A 17,690-nucleotide genomic window follows, 5' to 3' on the forward strand; every position below is an offset into this window, starting at 1 on the left:
ATATGATAGCGGACAATTAGCGGAAGCAGGTCATAATAACATGATTAACAATCAATTATTACCTATTCCCCCTAATTGTCCGCTTCTTTTTAAAAATTTACTGTAATTTATTTTGTTACAGTTAAAAAGAACCCTACTTTTGTGTTGTTAAACTGTAACAAAAAACAAAACAGTTAAACAGGTTATCGATTCAGATTGTTATTACATTACGATAAAATTGAACTAAATATGAAAGTAGCTATCATTGGTGCATCAGGATTCATTGGCAGTGCCATTTTAAACGAGGCCTTAAACAGGGGTCATGAAGTAACTGCGATCGTCCGCAACCCGGAGAAAATACAGGTTAAAAATGATCACCTTACTATTAAACAAGGCGACGTTACCAACGAAACGGAAGTAGCAGGCCTGGTAGCCGGCAACGACGCTGTCATCAGCGCCTACAGTGCCCATGATACCGCTACCTATGTGAAAGCCATCAGGGCCATTATCGGCGGACTGAAACAGGCTGGCATCAAAAGGCTCATCGCCGTTAGTGGCGCCGGTAGCCTCGAAGTAGCTCCGGGCCTGGAGTTACTGGATACCCCTGAATTTCCCGCTGCCTGGAAAGAAGGCGCCAGCGCTACCCGCGAAGCTTATAAAATCATCAAACAGGATAAAGACCTGCAATGGACGGTATTAAGTCCGGCAGCCATGATCGCCCCCGGCGAACGTACCGGCAAATTCCGCCTCGGAGGTAACCAACTCCTCACCGACGCCAATAACGAAAGTAAAATTTCTACCGCCGATTACGCTGTTGCCCTGATTGATGAACTGGAAAAACCAGCGCATATACAACAGCGGTTTACGGTAGCTTACTAACCGCTGAAGCCATGACTAGTGGTGATATCGCTGATTTGCGAAGATACCGGCATTACAAGTCATCAAATCTTATTTGTAATTTTTCATGATAAAAAGACAGCCCATCGAATAATCGATGGGCTGTCTTTTTATCAATATCTTACTCTCTATTAATGCAATAAAACATTCTCCGCTCCTATCTCCCCAAATCAGCGATATCAACACTAATCATGGCCATTACAGTCCATAGTGAGAGGGTGCCACTCCATACTTCTTCTTAAACGCACCACTAAAATGCTGAGGGGATGAATACCCGGCCTCTTCGGCGATCTCCGCGAGAGATTTACCACCGGCCAGGATCATTTCCCGGGCGAAGCCAAGGCGGTGATCATTGAAATAACCGAATACGGTATTGTCAAATACAGCTTTGAAACCGGATTTAAGTTTAAACTCGTTGAGACCGGTCAGGCGGGAGAGTTGTGACAGGGAAGGCGGTTCGTGGAGGTTCTGTAACAGCAGGAAGCGGGCGTGTTGCAATTGTTCCAGTTCCCGGCCGGTAATACTACGCTGCGCTACATGGGTAGGGCGGAATTCATTCTCCACCTGGTCACATTGCAGGGCCAGCAGTTCCATGGCTTTGGATTGGAGAAACAATTTCTTTAAGCCGCCTTTGAAACGGCATTGCCGTATCTCTGCCAGCACAGTTTTCATGCGGGGCGTGATATGCGGGTTTATCTTCTCCGTCAGGGCAACCCGTTTCTGGTTGGCTACCCTGTCGGCCATTTTACCCAGTACCTGCCCGTTGTTGTCGGCCAGATCAAGGAAACGCTCAGGGGAGAAATTCATACCGATCACCTGGATGCCTTGTTGTTTTTGCAAGACAGCGGTTTCCTCCCAATGGGGAGAATACATAATATTATGTTCCCGGGAAGAAAAACGAAACTGGCCGTTGACGCCCTGCAGACTGGCACGCACGTCGCCCTGCTCCATAAAAAGCATGGATACGTGAGGGGCAATATCGTCTGATGCAATGGTCACGTTTTGATAAACCTCTGCAGAACAGATGATCAGATGGATACCATCAAATTTACATTCCTGTATTTTATAGGCGCCAAAATCAAGTTGCTGCTCTTTACTTTCTTCTATCATACTCCTGGACGCAATGGCGCCTTCAGGCGAAAAAGGGAAACTTTCCTGCAGCAATACTTCGTTCAGCTCATTTTTGATCACTACAGCCATAAAATAATCCGTTTCGTATAAGTTTTAATCCTTTTCGTGTAACAGCTATACGGACAAACAGTAGCAAATTTGCACAAATATATTCCGCAATTTTCAAATCTTAAGACCATGATTGGAATATTCCGTACAAATATTAACACCGCCAAGGATAAAGACAACGTAGTTGACGCAATTTTTTCTCATTTTAGTGTAAACGCCTGCAGCGTGGACATTGAAGATTGTGACAAAGTACTGCGGGTGATCAGTCCCCAGCAACTGACCGAAAATGCTATTATCGACTTCGTTACCCGTCTGGGATTCAATTGTGATATCCTCGACTGATTCCCCGCAAAGCCTCTCCTATGCTGAATATTGAGCTTGAAGTACAAGCCCCATGCTTCAACCTCAATATTCTTTCTCACTTTTCCAGATTATCTTCACAACTAATATTAACCAAAAATAATCTGATCCCGGATAGGGGTACAGATTTCCCAGTCCGTCTTAATAGCAACGTCACAAAAACTGGAAACGTCATTAAAATCGAGATTTACCTATTATGAAAACTTTGGTCACCATGTGGATGACATTGCTGGTAGTAATATTGGCAATAGGTCCAACGCGCGCACAACAGCAACGTTTTACCGTTAGCGGTTATGTAAAAGACAAACAGAACGGGGAAAGTCTGGTCGGAATTTCCATCGGGAAACCGGGAACCTCCATCGGCACTGTTACCAACCAATACGGATTCTATTCACTGACGCTTCCTGCCGGAGATCATGAGCTGCAGTTTTCCTATATGGGATACGCTCCCGTGAAAACTACTGTCAGCCTCCATGGCAACAAAACGCTGGACATTCGCCTGGAAAGCAGCAGCAGCCAGCTCAATGAGGTCACCATCAACGGACAGAAACAGGAAAGAGCCGTCAATACACTCAACACCAGCATCAACCGCCTGGACATCGCCCAAATGAAAAAGATGCCCACCTTTATGGGTGAAGTAGACGTACTCCGTTCTATTCAGACCCTCCCTGGCGTAACAACTGTGGGTGAAGGTTCTTCAGGCTTCAACGTTCGGGGTGGTAACAGCGATGAAAACCTCATTCTGCTGGATGAAGCCCCCGTATACAACTCCAGCCACATGCTGGGCTTCTTCTCTGTATTCAACCCGGACGCGGTAAAAAGCCTCAACCTTATCAAAGGCGGCTTCCCGGCTGAATATGGTGGCCGAACTTCTTCTGTGCTCGATATCCGCATGAAAGACGGTAACAACCAGAACTTCAATGTCAACGGCGGTATCGGTAACATCTTCAGCCGCCTCTCCGTGGAAGGCCCGCTGGTAAAGGATAAATCGTCCTTTATCGTAGCCGCCAGAAGGTCTTATATTGATATCCTCATGAAACCTTTTATGAAAGGTGATATGAAAGATACCAAACTAAACTTCTATGACCTCACCGCTAAAGCCAACTACAAATTCGACAAAAACAACACCCTCTTTGTCAGCGGTTATTTCGGCCGTGATAAATTCGGTCTGGGTAAAGATGTGGACATGAACTGGGGTAATACCACCGCCACCATCCGCTGGAACCATGTATTCACCAACCGCCTGTTCCTCAACCTCACCACCTACTACTCTAAATACGATTATAGCCTCAACTTCAGCAACGGTTCCAAAAAACAGGAAGATGAACAACTGCAGGGTTATAAATGGACGTCCAACATCATCAACTACGGATTAAAACCATCTTTCACCTACTACGTAAACAGTAGCAACAGCCTGCATTTCGGAGTACAGGGTATCTACTATACTTTCCGTCCGGGTACGGGTACCGGTGTAGAAGGCGATATCACCCGTATCAAGGAAATGACCGAAAAACATGCGCTGGAATCTGCTGTATATGTGGACCATGAGTGGAAACCTTCCAAAAAATTCGGTATCCAGTACGGCGGCCGCCTGTCTGCCTATCAACTGCTGGGTAAGGGAACTGCCTACTATTTTAATGACACCACACCTGGTATCCGCAAAACACTCACCGGCAGCAAAACTTACGGCGCCAATGAACTGATCAAAGGTTACTACTACTTTGAACCCAGGCTCAGCGCCCGCTACGCTATCAACGATCAAAATGCGGTGAAAGTAGCCTATAGCCGTACTTCCCAGTTCATGCACCAGCTTTCCAATACGGCCTCTCCTACGCCGCTGGATATCTGGACACCGAGCACCAACAACATCCAGCCCAGCCTGTCTGACCAGTACACCATCGGTTACTTCTACAACTCTCCCAACGACTCTTATGAGTTTTCTGCGGAAGCGTTTTATAAAACCACCGATCACCAACTGGATTATATCGACAATGCCAACCTGCAGTTGAACCAGCTGATTGAAGCGGACCTGCTCCCTTCTCAGGGCCGTGCCTACGGTCTTGAGTTGTATGCTAAAAAAGATATCGGTAAAACAACCGGCTGGATCAGCTATACCTTGTCCCGCTCCGAAAGGAAAACGCCGGGTATCAGCATGGACGAGTGGTTCCTGAACCGCTATGACCGTACACACAACATCAACCTGGTACTTACCCATACCTTCACTAAACGTACCTCTCTGTCTGCCAACTGGGTATACGCTTCCGGCACACCCGGTACCTACGCCGACAACCGGCTTGAATTCCAGGACTGGGATATCCCCTATAACAGCACCGAGAAACGTAATAACTACCGCCTGCCCGCATTTCACCGTTTAGACCTCTCTTTCACCCTGAAAGGCAAACAACTGAAACGCTGGAAAGGAGAATGGGTATTTTCACTGTATAACGTATACGCCCGCAGAAATGCTTACAGTATCTACTTCAAGCAAAATGAAGATGATCCCAACAAACGGGAAGCCGTTCGCCTGTCTATTATCGGCTCCATCATCCCAGGTATTACGTACAACTTCAAGTTTTAATCTGTCTAAAAAAGAAACTACATGAAAAAACTGTCATTGTTCATCATATCAGCCTTCGCCGTGCTGACCGCCTGCGAGGATAAAATAGACCTGGATATCGCACCCGGAAAGTCTTACCCCGTGCTCGATGCCTGGATCACGACGGAAACTGGTCCGCAAACGATTAAATTCACGATGTCCGTGCCGTTTACAGATAACAGTCCGGCGCCTATTATCAACGATGCCAATATCACCCTGCTGGACGAAACCATCGGCAAATCCTATGCATTTGCCTTTAATAAAGACCGTTACAGCTACGATGCAGGCAACAACCCCATCGGTGTTGTAGGCCATGCCTATAAACTGCACATTGAGTATAAAGGGGAAATCTTTGAAGCATATGATACCATTAAACGGGTACCGCCGGTAGATTCCATCACCCTGAAATTTAAGACCAAGGAAGAATCCATGTCGGGCAAAGAAGGCTACTATGCCACGATGCACGCGAAAGATATCGAAGGCGGCCCAACGGATTATTACTGGATCCGCTCCTACCGTAACGATACTACCCGCCGTTTAAGGGATGCATTTTCTATCGACGGTTCCTACGATGAAGGCGTATCTGACGGCGCCACCTTCATTCTGCCCATCGCAGAAAGCATCACCGATTACAGCAAACCATTCCAGCTTAATGAAAAAGTGATTGTAAAACTGAGAGCCGTTACCAAACGCAGTCACGATTTCCTCACACAGGTAGACCAGCAGGTAAACGCCGGCGGTATGTTTGCCAAAGTGCTGGAAAACGTTAAATCTAATGTCAATAATATCACCCCTTCCGGGAAAACCAGAATCCTGGGCTGGTTTGGCGCCTCGGCAGTGAGCAGGGCGGAAAAACCGATAAAATAACGGGATATTGGATTATTTGGACATTTGGTTATCGATAGACGATCAAAAAATCGTAAATTATATAACCAAATGTCCAAATACCTTAATATCCAAAGCGTATGCCTCCTAACCTGATCATGTATGCCATTCCCGGCTTTGTGTTGCTGATATTGCTGGAGATCACCATTACCACTATCGACCACCGGCATTTGTATGAGCCCAAAGATGCCCTTAGCAGCATAGCCATGGGGCTGGGCAATGTCTTTATCGGCCTGTTTACCAAAGGCGTTATTCTCGCGATCTACCTTTTTGCTTACCACTATCGTTTTTTTACCCTCGGTTTTACCTGGTGGGCCTGGGTTTTATGTTTTTTTGCAGATGATTTTACCTACTACTGGTTTCACCGTAGCAGTCATACCGTCCGTTTCTTCTGGGCTTCCCACGTTATTCATCATTCCTCCCGGAAATACACGCTGGCAACCGCCCTCCGGCAAACCTGGACCGGTAATCTCTCCGGTTCTTTCCTGTTCTGGCTATGGATGCCGCTGGTTGGGTTTCATCCGGTGATGGTGTTAAGCATGCAGGCCATCAGCCTGATTTACCAGTTCTGGATACATACCGAGGTCATTAACAAACTTCCGCGGCCTATTGAGTTTATCTTCAATACGCCTTCCCATCACCGGGTACATCATGGTTCCGATATTGAATACCTGGACCGTAACCATGCCGGCATCCTCATTATCTGGGACCGGATGCTCGGCACCTTCACCCCGGAAAAACAACGTCCGGTATATGGACTCACCAAAAATATCAACACCTACAATCCTTTCCGTATTGCTACCCATGAATGGATAGATATCTGGCGCGATCTGCGCCGGTCGCGTTCCTTCCGGGAAGCCATCCATTACCTGCTGGATGCACCGGGCTGGAGCCCCGATGGCAGCCGGCAGACCACCAAACAATTAAGGGGCTGGTAAACGCTGAGCCTCCGGTTTGGATCCGGTGCCCGGAGTATTATCTACTGCTTCCGCTCATCCGGTTTTAAACTACTTTATCATTTTCTTCCACAATTAATTTTGCAATTACGAAAACTATCGTACATTAGCTACGAAGATATTCGTACAACAATAATCATCCTTGATAAAACATCATGACTGTGAAACAAATAAAGCCTACAGATAGTGAACTGGAAATACTGAGCATCCTCTGGGAGAAAGGGCCCCGCACCGTACGGGAGGTGCACGACATCCTTTCTGCCACCAAAGATGCCGGTTATACCACCACCCTGAAGCTGATGCAGATCATGCATGAAAAGGAGCTGCTGGAACGTGACACCAGCAGTAAAACACACGTATACAAAGCAGCTGTTTCCCAGGAAAAAACCAGGCAACAGCTCCTGAATAAAATGATCGATACCGTTTTTGGCGGATCGGCGTCCAGCCTGGTGATGCAGGCATTGGGACAACACCGCTCTTCCGATGCGGAACTGGAAAAAATCAGGGAATATTTAGCAGCGATAGAAAAACAAGAAAAGCGATAAAGGTAAAACAGCTACTACTATGAACTTATTACCTATTACCGGCGACCTGGTACGCGCGCTTGGCTGGAGTATACTTCATGCCCTATGGCAGGCTTTTTTCGTATATGCCTGTTTAAAAATAGTGCTGAAACTATGGCCCATGGCCAGTGCCAGGATTAAATACAATCTATCTTTTTTTGCTCTCTCAGGTATCTTCACCTGGTTCCTGATCACCTTTTATCAGCAATGGCAAACGGTTACCGTAGCCAGACAGTTGCTGGTACAATACACTCCCATGGAGGCGACCGAACCGGCACAACAAACAGCGGTTCCCTACACCGGGCAATTGAGAGCCATCGAACTCTTTCCCACCCTGGAACAGTGTTTCCCGATACTGGTAACCTTGTACCTGGCGGGCATGTTGCTCATGGCTATTAAATTCACTTCCGACCTGGTACAACTGCATCACATCCGTACCACCATGATAGAGCCGATGGGCGAAGCCTGGGAAAAACACCTGCAACAGCTGATGAAACGGTTGCAGTTATCCCGCCCGGTAAAACTGCTGATATCCCGTTATATCCAGGTACCGGTGATGCTGGGATTCCTGAAACCCGTGATCCTGCTGCCTGTCGCCATGGTCAACAACCTGTCGGAAGAACAGCTGGAAGCCATTTTGTTACATGAACTGGCACACGTCAAACGCAACGATTATCTGTTGAATATCTTCCAATCAATTGTTGAAACCATTCTTTTCTTCAATCCTTTCGTATGGCTGATTTCCCGTATCATCCGCCAGGAAAGGGAACACTGTTGCGACGACCTCGTTATTGCCGGTACCGTCCAACCCCTGCATTATGCCCAAGCCCTGATGGCGCTGGAAACGTACCGGTTAACTTCCAACCCCATGGCTATGGCTGCTGCAGATGATAAACAACATCTGTTTCACCGCATCAAAAGAATTATGGAGATGAAAACAAAACATCTTAACTATAGTCAAAAATTATTAGCAGTCCTCATCATCGCCAGCGGCCTTATTTCCATTGCATGGCTCAATCCCGCTAAAGGCAAGGACAACGGCAAAAAAGATCCTCAACTCATGATGGTAGGAGATACCAGCATACCAACACCCCCATCCCCTCCCGCTGCACCACCAGCGCCACCAACTCCGCCAGCTCCACCGGAACCAGCTGTCACCCCTGACCCAGTCGTAGTGCCCGATGTGCCAGATGCACCCGATGCTCCTGACGCTCCTGACGCTCCGGAAATCATGAATGACAACACACTGAATCTTCCGGCACTTCAAAACATGATGGTGATGAATGCGAAAGGCAGCCCTATGGTCATCATGTCCGACTCCACTCCTGTTCGTTTCAGCCATATCCGGAACACCGAGCAAATGAAAAAACAACTGCGTGAGGCTCAAAAAAGTGTAGAGCAAGCCATGCAACGCCTGAAGGAAGTCGATATGAAAAAAATCCAGGCCGAAGCACAAGCTGCCGTGAATAAAGTAGACTGGCAGGCGATAGCCAAAGAAACACAAGAGGCGCAACAAGCTGCCAGGGAAGCGCTAAAAAGCATCGACTGGAAACAAATCCAGCAGGATATCGACAGCAGCTTCGATTTTAAGTTTGACTTCAACGATGAAAACTGGAAAAGCGATCATGCTAAAATGCGCGCCGAATGGAACGCTGACCGGAAAAAAATGTACGTCAGCCAACAGAAAGCCATGAGAGCAACCCGGGAAAGAATGATGGCCGCCAACAAACAACGGATGATCGTTTTCCGTGATTCCGCCAGGGTATTCAACGATTCCCACAGACAGACGATGGACAGAAGAAGGGATTCTTCATTCCGTATAGCCGAAAGAGGCAGGATGGAAGCTGACAAAGCGCGCATCAGAGCCGACAATGCACGCAAAAGAGCCGACGAGGCACGCTCCAGAGCCGACGAGGCCCGCAAAAGAGCAGATGCCACTTCCAAAAAATATCACGAAATGATAGATAAAATGGCAGGAGACAATCTGATCGATAACAAACATACTTTCACCATCGAAAAAAATAAAGATGGCTTGTATATCAACGGTACCAAACAACCAGATAACGTGGCCGATAAATATCGCTCCTATCTGCAAAATGAACGGACTGTTATCAAACAAGCGGAACCCGGTAATCTGAGTATCAACGTAGAGAATTAATTACCTCTCTATAAAAGAAGAAGCGCAAAGAATGATACGGCTGGAGTTGCGACAGCGGCCCGTCATATTCTTTGCGCTTTCTTTATTTCAGGACTACCGCCTAATAGGGAAAAGCGGTAGTCCAGGCATAGGAAAGGAACACCAGAACCTGTTATCTAACCAGGTTTATATAGAAGGATAGCAACCCTTAAGAATGAGTTACGAATGGAGCATTACGAATTACGAAACGGCTTATAGCTATGCGTATTCACACGCGTATGAATCAGTCAACAACAACCCATAAAAGAATAACAATTGAATAGCGTTTGATGGGGCACTGAATAAAACGGAATACAGCTGCGCGCAACTCAAAAGACAACCATGAATAGCGGGGGCACTGAATATGACTGTATACAGCTGAACAGCACTAATACTATCAGATACAGCGCATTAATACAGGCAGCTTAATGCATACCGCTTAATGAAGAATGGTAAACCCTGACACATGCTGCACCGGTCCCACACTAATCTCCATTTCCGTTACTTTAGCCATGGCCGGTCCTTTCCGGCACCAGGACAGGAATTGTTCCATCACGGGTTCTTCCGCTTCCGCCAGAATCCATACCGCTTTATCCGGCATATTCCTGATTTGTCCCTGCACGCCCAGCAGATCTGCCATATGTTTTGCATTAGCCCGGTAGCCAACTCCCTGTACGCGGCCTTTCACAACGATCTCTTTGTGTACGATTGATTTGGTTGTCATAACGTCCATGGTTATTTCAAAAAATGTCTGAATCAGGGTGGATACAGATCAGCTGATCCATTGGTCCATAATAGGTTGAATGGCCAAACGAATGTAACATTTAATCCCGGGGCACTGAAATAGATTTCTCCGGCGGCATCGCCTGCCATCTGCGCAAACAGTTGTTGGCATTCAACTTACACCGGTTATGTAATAACAGCAACTCCCCGTTAAGAGGAAAGATAGAGAATGGTTAACTTGAGGGAAACAAACTACAGATGAAAACTGAAGGGGTCACAAAATAATAGCCTGCAAGTTCTTTACAGCATTTATGATACAGCTCGTTCAGTTTCCATCCAATGCATCTCCAATCCGGCTCTTCCCGATTCAGACAATGATATATAAAAAGTTCAACCTGCTAAGCAGCATAATTGAACAAAGATCCTGTCATATGTTCAATATCGCCAAACACGATATCCCGCACCCGTTGATACTTACCACCTGTTACCGGCCGCTTCAGCAGCGTAAAACAATGGCAGTTAAAACTCCGCACAAACAAACGTTGCGTTAAAGCCGGCAACACCTTGCCGATAGCAGTATCATCCAGCCCACGCGCAATCGTCATACCCGGCTTAAAGGCCTGTGGCTTCAGATCAAAACACTGCAGAATGCTCTTGTGCAGCTCCACCAATGGCTTAGGATTGGCCACATTCACACAGATACTCTGCCGGCCATCTGCATGCCGCACCGCCTCCAATCGCGATGTATAAATAGCAAAACCTGACTGACGTTTGGCAACTTCTTCCACCATGTCAATAAAGTCATCTTCAAAACGCGCCGGAAACTCGGATCTGAATAGTGGGATATGCACCGGGGATGTTATGCTTGCAGCATCCTCCAGGGACGTCGCAATAAACTGCCGTATACGGTTTACATCTTTCGCTACTACCACATCCGGATTCACTACCAGCAAATAATCAAATAACGCTTCCGAAGTTTCATAATTCGTATTCATAACCTGATATTTTAACACTGACTGTTAGAATGACAATACGAATATACAACCTTTTTTCGGAAATACTAATTTTTTTAGCATTTTATACTAAAAAAATACGCAGATTTTCAACCGGCGCATAAAAAACAGCAGGGATAAGCGTTTCCGCCTATCCCTGCTTCATGCTTTATGTTAAAAAATACTAACCCAAATGCTGGATAATCGCTACAAAATCATTCGCCACTAAAGACGCACCACCAATCAAACCACCGTCTACATCAGGATTGGCAAACAGCTCCGCTGCATTGCCCGGCTTAGCACTGCCACCATACAGGATGGTCAGATGCAATGCCGCCTCTCTGCCAAATTTATTAGCAATCTGTGAACGGATAAAGGCGTGCATATCCTGCGCCTGTGCTGCACTCGCAGTAAGACCGGTACCAATAGCCCAGATCGGCTCATAGGCAATCACTACATTTTTAAGCTGCTCTTCGGTCAGGTGATACAGGCTTTCTTCCAGCTGTTTGGATACATAAGCGTTCTGGGTTTCAGACTGACGCACTTCCAACGGCTCGCCACAGCAGAAAATAGGTTTGATACCGGCAGCCAGGGCCAGGTCCACTTTCTTGGCCAGCACTGCGTTGCTTTCCTGGAAATATTCCCTTCTTTCGGAGTGACCAATAATCACATAATCCACGCCGATAGACTGCAGCATGTCTGCAGACACTTCGCCGGTATAAGCGCCGGATTTTTCGCTGGCGCAGTTCTGTGCAGCCACATAGAAACCGGGATAGTTCTTCAACAGTGACTTAGCCTTGGTCAGGTACGGGAAAGGAGTGGCTACCACTACTTCCTGTCCTTCTGCCAGCTTAAGGCCAGCCTGCAGAATGTCATTGATCAATTGTTCACCCTGCGCCAGCGTGAGGTTCATCTTCCAGTTACCTGCAACAATTTTTTTTCTCATGATGTACTGTGATATTAAATTTTATGGTCGTTGTGTGTTTGTTTCGTGAAATATGGCTTCCAGTACCTTTCGATCGGTATCTTCCAGCTGCCGCCCTTTAAACGCCATCCAGGCAGCAGCATCGCGCAGCGCCTCAGGCAGGCGGTAGGCGGTCATCCCTACCTGGTGCCCCCAGCTGAAGGAGGGCATAAATGCAGGCGGAAACCCCGCTCCGAAAATATTACAGGATACCCCCACCACCGTACCGGTGTTGAGCATGGTATTGATACCGGTGCGACTGAAATCCCCCATCATCACGCCGCATTTCTGACCGGCCGGCTCTGTTGCCTGTTTGGCCTCCATCCACACTTTCACTACGGCAGCGTTGTTTTTTACATTGGAACAGTTGGTATTGCCTCCCAGGTTACACCACTCGCCTATCACGGCATCACCAACATAACCGTCATGTGATTTATTGGAATAGCCGAAAAATACGCTGTTTTTGATTTCACCGCCACCAATACAATAAGGCCCCAGGGTAGTGGCCCCATATATTTTAGTCCCCATTTTTAGCACGGCACCTTCTCCGAGGGCCAATGGCCCTCTTACGGCACAGCCTTCCATAATAAGGGCATTACGGCCAATATAAATGGGACCGGTGGCGGCGTTGAGTATGGAGCAATGTACGGCGGCGCCCGGCTCCAGGAATATATTTTCGGGATGCGATACCTGGCAGCCTTCCGGCAGCGGTGCAGAGCTCCGCCCTTCGGTTAACCGGGCAAAATCCTCCCGGATGGCCCGGTCATTTTGCATAAAAATATCCCAGGGCCTGAAAATACCGGCTACCGGGCCGGTATAATTTTTACGGCTCACAGCGGGCAACAGATGTACTTCCCGCCCCTGTATTTTTTTCGCAATCAGGCGATTATCCTTATACAACTCCTCATCAGGCGCTAATTCACCGATGGCAGCTACCAAGGCTGCGTCGGGCATAATATGCCCGCTGATCAATATGTTCACGGTAGTATCGCCTCCACGTTGCAGCGGATACTTCTCCTGCAAATATGGTACGGTAAAGTGACTGACGTCTGCCCCCAGCCAATGTTCCCACTTTTCCTGTATGGTAAGAATCCCTACTCTGCAGGCGGCAATGGGTCTTGTATGCGTAAAGGGGTATAACAGGTCACGTTCGGGCGTGTCGAAAAGAATGTAATTACGCTCCATAGGGGTTAAAAATAAAAAATCCCATCGATAAGCCGATGGGATTCTTTATAAAAATATTGTTGCGAACAACTAGGCTTTTTTAGCGTAGCGTTTGTTGAATTTGTCGATACGTCCTGCGGTATCCACCAACACATTCTTACCAGTATAGAAAGGGTGAGAAGTATTGGAAATTTCCAACTTAATCAACGGATACTCATTGCCATCTTCCCACTTTACAGTTTCTTTGGAAGGAGCAGTGGAACGGCTTAAAAAGCTGTGTCCGTTTGACATATCTTTAAATACCACAAATCTGTAATTTTCCGGATGGATTCCCTGTTTCATATCAAATATTATTGTAAATACAGGGTGCAAAGGTAACCAAATTTCTTTAACACCCAAAGTTTATTGTAAAAAAAATCAGGATTTCATATTTATATACTGCAACGGAATACCCAGGTTGGCTTCCCGGCACTTCTGTATAACCTCCTGTAAATCATCTATTTTTTTGCCTGTCACCCGAACAATGTCGTCCATAATGGCAGCCTGTACCTTGGTTCCGGAATCTTTGATCAACTTCACGATCTTTTTGGCATCTTCCTGTTTAATACCGTTCCGGATAGGCACTTCTTTCTTATATACCTTACCACTCTGATAAGGCTCTTTACTCTGGTCGTAAATGGTGGCTTCCAGGCCCTGCCGCATGGAACGCGAAATCAGCACGTCCAGCACCTGCCCCAGCTTCATATCACTGTCTACCTCTATGTTCAGCACCAGATCTTTTTTGTTCAGCTCTATTACCACATGTGAGCCTTTGAAGTCAAACCGGTTGGTGACTTCCTTCTTCACAGTGTTAACCGCATTATCCAGTGTCTGTAAATCTACTTTGCTAACAATATCAAAGGACGGCATAAATCAATTATTTTTATATTCGAACGACAAATATAAAAAAGAAAAAGCAGGTAGTGAACTACCTGCCCGTCATATATAAATCTAAATCTAAAAAAAATTAAATGGGACGCACGTTACCCATGCCGGAAACGGACTGAGTAACAGCGGGACTGCCTTTATACCTCACCTTTCCCACACCGGATACGCTTACATCCAGTTTTTTCTCTGCAAACACCTTGGCTTCACCGCTACCGGAGATAGCCACCTTCACCTCCTGTGTCTGAAAATCCAGGGCATTGATGTGCGCTGCGCCGGAAGCTCCGTAAGATACCTCGCTGCAAGTGCCTTTCAGGTCTACCTGGCTGGCGCCGGACATGCCGACTTCCAGTTTCCGGGCAGCCAGATTCAGATCGGCAGAGGTAGCGCCACTTAATACCACTTCCAGGTCATCAGATTTGATAGGCCCTTTCCCGGTAAAACTGCAGGCTCCGCTGGCGGTCAGTTTTTTCACCTGCTGGATGGTTACATGCACGATGATTTTTTTGGTAGGATCAATGTTGATTCCTTTGCGGGTGTAAATTTCCAGCTGATTGCCGGAGATGTTTGTCTCGATATATGGCAATAAATTTTCTTCTGCATCTATCTGGATACTGTTGGTGCTGCCTTGTTGCAGTTCTACATGGTACACGCCTCCAGTGCTGATTTTATTGAAATTACCGGCAGTCCGGCTTTCGGATTTCATTTGACCATTACCTCTTACACGTTCCTCCAATATTGCTCGGCTGATAGTGAAAGATGCCAGCAGGGCGCAAAACGCGACCAGGAAAGTGCCGGATACTACATACTTAAAAGTTGTTTTCATGTGGATCTTTTTTAGAAATTGATTTATAATCAGGTTTTAGAATGGGCGTTATAGATGATTAATATACACTCAGGCTGGCGTCTGCATTGGTGCCTTTTATCCGTATGACTGGTGAACTTTCGTTACCGCCACCTGCCTGGGCTTTATATATTATGGTACTGGATGTTTTATTGGAATTTACGTTTTTCAGTTCCAGGCCACTAACATTCACATTCCCATTCACCATCACGAAATCCAGTTGCAGCGGCAGCTTACGCGGTACGGCCATTTTTACATCGGAATAAGTCAGTATCAGGTCGGCACCTTTAAAGCCTGGCAAAATCCTTTTCACGTTCAGGTCGCCGTAGGTGATCTTCAGGTTGATGTTTCCTACCAGATCACCGAGATTGGTATCTGAAAAGGTAACACGGCCATCTACTTTTTCTACCCGTTGTATCTTGTAGTTATCGTAGTTGGAGGATACCTTCAGCGTTCCCAGGTTGGTAACATTATAGCTGCTATAGTTGGAGCTCACATCCAGCAACTCCAGCTGCTCTGCTTTCAGATCGGAGTAGTTACCTTTCATCACTACCTTGTTAGCTTTGCCGATACGGCCTCTGTCACAGTAATTGAGCTTCAGTGTCAGGTCCGCTGCGTCGCGGATATCGTAAGCGCAGTAGTTGAGCGATAACTCTGCGGGGAAGTTGAACTTATCTGCGATCACATCTCCGAAGTTATTGTCCACCTTCAGCCGGGAAAGGCTTTGCGGGATATATACCTCATAATCTATATTCACATACTCCTTGGAATCTTTTTTCCCGCCGGAGAAGATCCAGGAGCCGGACTTATATGCACTGTAATTGGTGGTAAGGCTTACGCCGGCACTGTTCTGGCTCGCATCGATGTTTACATTATCCACGATACCCTGGGATTCCTCACTGCTTTTACCAAAACCGGTAATGGTGATGACCGCTTTAATTTCATTTTTGCCCCAGGCATGAAAAACCACTTTACCATATTTATTGCTCAGGTTTAATACGGCCCCTGGGCTGACAGTAAATTCCTTGTTGATCGTTTTTTTATACGTTACGTCGCCTGTGGCGAAAGTGAACAGCGGCAACACAAGGCACAACAGCAAATTAAATTTCAGCTTCATATTGTTTTTTTGTGTGAGTGGGAGCTGCATGGCGTTCGTGCAACTCTTCGAGGATTTTGTCGAGCAACTCTAATTTGAGCTGGTAGTAGCGGACCATGGCGCCCCGGATTCGTTCGTTGCCCGGGTTCTTTTTGAGCTCATTTTCCAGCGTTTTATAGGTATCATTACGTAACTGCAATTCCTGTTTGGCGGTGCTGTCAAGCCCCAGCTCACTGGCCGGATAGGCGTTGATCAGTTCCAGCTTTTCGTTGATGCGGGTAGTATAATACACTTTGGCATCCTGCATTTCGGGGATCACCACGGCCAGGTCCTGCTGTTGTTGCTGTTTATGCCTGGCGAAATAAAACAGTACCGCGGCGTTGACCAACAGGACCGCAATCACAGCGGCTTTAAACCAGTTTTTGCCCAGCATCGACACTACCCTGCCTTTACGGCTTCCTTCCAACTCTTTTTCCAATGCGTCCCACACCCTGGGTGAAGGTCCGGGCTCGTCAAATGCACCCCGGTGCTGTTGGATAAAACTTTCAAAATCTTCCGGCATTAACGAATACAATTTTGTTGTTTTACAATTTGTCTTACTTTTTCCTTTGCCCGCATATACTGGGTTTTTACGGTAGATTCCGTAATGCCCATCATATCGGCAATTTCACGGTGGGAGTACTCTTCAAAAAGATAAAGGTTCAGTACTGTGCGGTATCCCTGCGGTAGTCCGTGAATAGCCGATTTAACGGCGGCCACGGTCCAGGTGAAGGATTCCTCGTCTATCCCCTTTTCTTCTGCCACTTCCACTTCTTCCACTTCTTCAAAGTACACTTTTTTCTTTCTAAGATTATTCAGGCAGTGGTTGACCACTATCCTTTTAATCCACGCTGTTACACTCGCGTCCCGCTCCAGCTTGCCAATGTTACGGTGTACCTGTATGAAGGCTTCCTGTAAGGTATCTTCCGCATCACTCACGTTTCCGGTCATACGCAAACAGATGTTGTACATGGCGCCAGCATAAGCATTATACAGTTCGCGAAATGCGCGAACATCCCCTCTTTTGCAGCGGTCTATTACATTCCCGTCTATTTGCGTCTGATTCAAGTTATTGGCTGATGCTTTCATTATAAAGACAATGATTGTAAAAAAGGTTGCATGTGGTAAGGCCGTTCTTTCGGATTTTTTCTACGACTGATAGGTAAGGCCTGTTGAAATATTACATCTAAGTATATAATTATAAATATTTTATATAGATATATACCTGTAATGTCTCTTTAAAAATTTTTCTAAAATTACTGGGAAGAGATGCTTTTCCTGTTTTAAAATCCACCAAACCCTGCTTTTTTGTGACGAAAACGGTTTTTTCAGCGAAACCGGAAGAAAACGCAG

At 46.6% G+C, this 17,690-nt stretch carries 18 protein-coding genes; 7 read left to right on the top strand and 11 right to left on the bottom strand.

The features are described from left to right. Positions 1-228: 228 nt before the first annotated feature. Positions 229-858 carry an NAD(P)-dependent oxidoreductase gene (locus tag ICL07_RS15905; protein WP_188089015.1) on the top strand — a complete coding sequence of 210 codons (630 nt, stop codon included), beginning with the start codon at positions 229-231 and terminating at the stop codon, positions 856-858. A gap of 216 nt (positions 859-1,074) precedes the next feature. On the opposite strand, the gene ICL07_RS15910 is transcribed toward ICL07_RS15905, so the two are convergent. Continuing rightward, positions 1,075-2,076 (bottom strand): helix-turn-helix transcriptional regulator, encoded by a 1,002-nt coding sequence (locus tag ICL07_RS15910; RefSeq protein WP_188089016.1) that lies wholly within the window; start codon positions 2,074-2,076, stop codon positions 1,075-1,077. Between the two features lie 108 nt (positions 2,077-2,184). On the opposite strand from ICL07_RS15910, the gene ICL07_RS15915 reads away from it, so the two are divergent. The 6 genes from ICL07_RS15915 (at position 2,185) to ICL07_RS15940 (ending at position 9,573) form a co-directional block, all read left to right on the top strand. Then, positions 2,185-2,397, top strand: coding sequence for a hypothetical protein (locus tag ICL07_RS15915; protein ID WP_188089017.1), 213 nt, complete (start codon positions 2,185-2,187; stop codon positions 2,395-2,397). Between the two features lie 214 nt (positions 2,398-2,611). After that, a complete protein-coding gene (locus ICL07_RS15920; RefSeq protein WP_188089018.1) occupies positions 2,612-4,993 on the top strand; it encodes a TonB-dependent receptor in 2,382 nt (793 codons plus the stop codon). 21 nt (positions 4,994-5,014) lie between these two features. Beyond that, positions 5,015-5,878, top strand: coding sequence for a DUF4249 domain-containing protein (locus ICL07_RS15925; RefSeq protein ID WP_188089019.1), 864 nt, complete (start codon positions 5,015-5,017; stop codon positions 5,876-5,878). A 98-nt stretch (positions 5,879-5,976) separates the two neighbouring features. Beyond that, positions 5,977-6,834, top strand: coding sequence for a sterol desaturase family protein (locus ICL07_RS15930; RefSeq protein WP_188089020.1), 858 nt, complete (start codon positions 5,977-5,979; stop codon positions 6,832-6,834). Between the two features lie 173 nt (positions 6,835-7,007). After that, entirely contained in the window at positions 7,008-7,397 is a 390-nt protein-coding gene (locus ICL07_RS15935) for a BlaI/MecI/CopY family transcriptional regulator (RefSeq protein WP_188089021.1), read from the top strand. 19 nt (positions 7,398-7,416) lie between these two features. Further along, the gene (locus ICL07_RS15940; protein ID WP_188089022.1) at positions 7,417-9,573 is read left to right on the top strand and encodes a M56 family metallopeptidase; all 2,157 of its coding nucleotides are present in this window, start codon (positions 7,417-7,419) and stop codon (positions 9,571-9,573) included. Between the two features lie 457 nt (positions 9,574-10,030). Here the strand turns inward: ICL07_RS15940 and ICL07_RS15945 are convergent, their stop codons facing one another. The 10 genes from ICL07_RS15945 to ICL07_RS15990 form a co-directional block, all read right to left on the bottom strand. Further along, a complete protein-coding gene (locus ICL07_RS15945; RefSeq protein ID WP_188089023.1) occupies positions 10,031-10,315 on the bottom strand; it encodes an acylphosphatase in 285 nt (94 codons plus the stop codon). 397 nt (positions 10,316-10,712) lie between these two features. Continuing rightward, positions 10,713-11,309 (bottom strand): 2'-5' RNA ligase family protein, encoded by a 597-nt coding sequence (locus ICL07_RS15950; protein WP_188089024.1) that lies wholly within the window; start codon positions 11,307-11,309, stop codon positions 10,713-10,715. A gap of 181 nt (positions 11,310-11,490) precedes the next feature. Then, positions 11,491-12,252: a triose-phosphate isomerase gene (gene tpiA, locus ICL07_RS15955; RefSeq protein ID WP_188089025.1), complete on the bottom strand. Its 762-nt coding sequence runs from the start codon at positions 12,250-12,252 to the stop codon at positions 11,491-11,493. A 21-nt stretch (positions 12,253-12,273) separates the two neighbouring features. Then, positions 12,274-13,455, bottom strand: a complete 1,182-nt coding sequence (locus ICL07_RS15960) for a putative sugar nucleotidyl transferase (RefSeq protein ID WP_188089026.1) — start codon at positions 13,453-13,455, stop codon at positions 12,274-12,276. Between the two features lie 69 nt (positions 13,456-13,524). Then, positions 13,525-13,776, bottom strand: a complete 252-nt coding sequence (locus ICL07_RS15965; RefSeq protein WP_168805214.1) for a type B 50S ribosomal protein L31 — start codon at positions 13,774-13,776, stop codon at positions 13,525-13,527. 75 nt (positions 13,777-13,851) lie between these two features. Next, entirely contained in the window at positions 13,852-14,343 is a 492-nt protein-coding gene (locus ICL07_RS15970) for a YajQ family cyclic di-GMP-binding protein (protein ID WP_188089027.1), read from the bottom strand. A 97-nt stretch (positions 14,344-14,440) separates the two neighbouring features. Continuing rightward, entirely contained in the window at positions 14,441-15,184 is a 744-nt protein-coding gene (locus tag ICL07_RS15975) for a head GIN domain-containing protein (protein WP_188089028.1), read from the bottom strand. A 58-nt stretch (positions 15,185-15,242) separates the two neighbouring features. Beyond that, entirely contained in the window at positions 15,243-16,319 is a 1,077-nt protein-coding gene (locus ICL07_RS15980) for a hypothetical protein (protein WP_188089029.1), read from the bottom strand. Beyond that, positions 16,303-16,872 (bottom strand): hypothetical protein, encoded by a 570-nt coding sequence (locus tag ICL07_RS15985; RefSeq protein WP_188089030.1) that lies wholly within the window; start codon positions 16,870-16,872, stop codon positions 16,303-16,305. The genes ICL07_RS15980 and ICL07_RS15985 overlap by 17 nt, the downstream gene beginning before the upstream one ends. After that, positions 16,860-17,405, bottom strand: coding sequence for an RNA polymerase sigma factor (locus ICL07_RS15990; protein WP_188089031.1), 546 nt, complete (start codon positions 17,403-17,405; stop codon positions 16,860-16,862). Before ICL07_RS15990 ends, ICL07_RS15985 begins: the two co-directional genes overlap by 13 nt. Positions 17,406-17,690: the final 285 nt, after the last annotated feature.

It is taken from the genome of Chitinophaga qingshengii (assembly GCF_014529935.1).
Taxonomy (GTDB): Bacteria; Bacteroidota; Bacteroidia; order Chitinophagales; family Chitinophagaceae; genus Chitinophaga; species Chitinophaga qingshengii.

Excerpts from the sequence above, each read along its gene's own strand:
- ICL07_RS15970 (WP_188089027.1), bottom strand. The coding sequence starts at position 14,343 with ATGCCGTCCTTTGATATTGTTAGCAAAGTAGATTTACAGACACTGGAT.
- ICL07_RS15975 (WP_188089028.1), bottom strand. The coding sequence starts at position 15,184 with ATGAAAACAACTTTTAAGTATGTAGTATCCGGCACTTTCCTGGTCGCG.
- ICL07_RS15930 (WP_188089020.1), top strand. The coding sequence starts at position 5,977 with ATGCCTCCTAACCTGATCATGTATGCCATTCCCGGCTTTGTGTTGCTG.
- ICL07_RS15960 (WP_188089026.1), bottom strand. The coding sequence starts at position 13,455 with ATGGAGCGTAATTACATTCTTTTCGACACGCCCGAACGTGACCTGTTA.
- ICL07_RS15980 (WP_188089029.1), bottom strand. The coding sequence starts at position 16,319 with ATGAAGCTGAAATTTAATTTGCTGTTGTGCCTTGTGTTGCCGCTGTTC.
- ICL07_RS15950 (WP_188089024.1), bottom strand. The coding sequence starts at position 11,309 with ATGAATACGAATTATGAAACTTCGGAAGCGTTATTTGATTATTTGCTG.
- ICL07_RS15925 (WP_188089019.1), top strand. The coding sequence starts at position 5,015 with ATGAAAAAACTGTCATTGTTCATCATATCAGCCTTCGCCGTGCTGACC.
- ICL07_RS15920 (WP_188089018.1), top strand. The coding sequence starts at position 2,612 with ATGAAAACTTTGGTCACCATGTGGATGACATTGCTGGTAGTAATATTG.
- ICL07_RS15965 (WP_168805214.1), bottom strand. The coding sequence starts at position 13,776 with ATGAAACAGGGAATCCATCCGGAAAATTACAGATTTGTGGTATTTAAA.
- ICL07_RS15905 (WP_188089015.1), top strand. The coding sequence starts at position 229 with ATGAAAGTAGCTATCATTGGTGCATCAGGATTCATTGGCAGTGCCATT.
- ICL07_RS15910 (WP_188089016.1), bottom strand. The coding sequence starts at position 2,076 with ATGGCTGTAGTGATCAAAAATGAGCTGAACGAAGTATTGCTGCAGGAA.
- ICL07_RS15935 (WP_188089021.1), top strand. The coding sequence starts at position 7,008 with ATGACTGTGAAACAAATAAAGCCTACAGATAGTGAACTGGAAATACTG.
- ICL07_RS15940 (WP_188089022.1), top strand. The coding sequence starts at position 7,417 with ATGAACTTATTACCTATTACCGGCGACCTGGTACGCGCGCTTGGCTGG.
- tpiA (WP_188089025.1), bottom strand. The coding sequence starts at position 12,252 with ATGAGAAAAAAAATTGTTGCAGGTAACTGGAAGATGAACCTCACGCTG.
- ICL07_RS15945 (WP_188089023.1), bottom strand. The coding sequence starts at position 10,315 with ATGACAACCAAATCAATCGTACACAAAGAGATCGTTGTGAAAGGCCGC.
- ICL07_RS15915 (WP_188089017.1), top strand. The coding sequence starts at position 2,185 with ATGATTGGAATATTCCGTACAAATATTAACACCGCCAAGGATAAAGAC.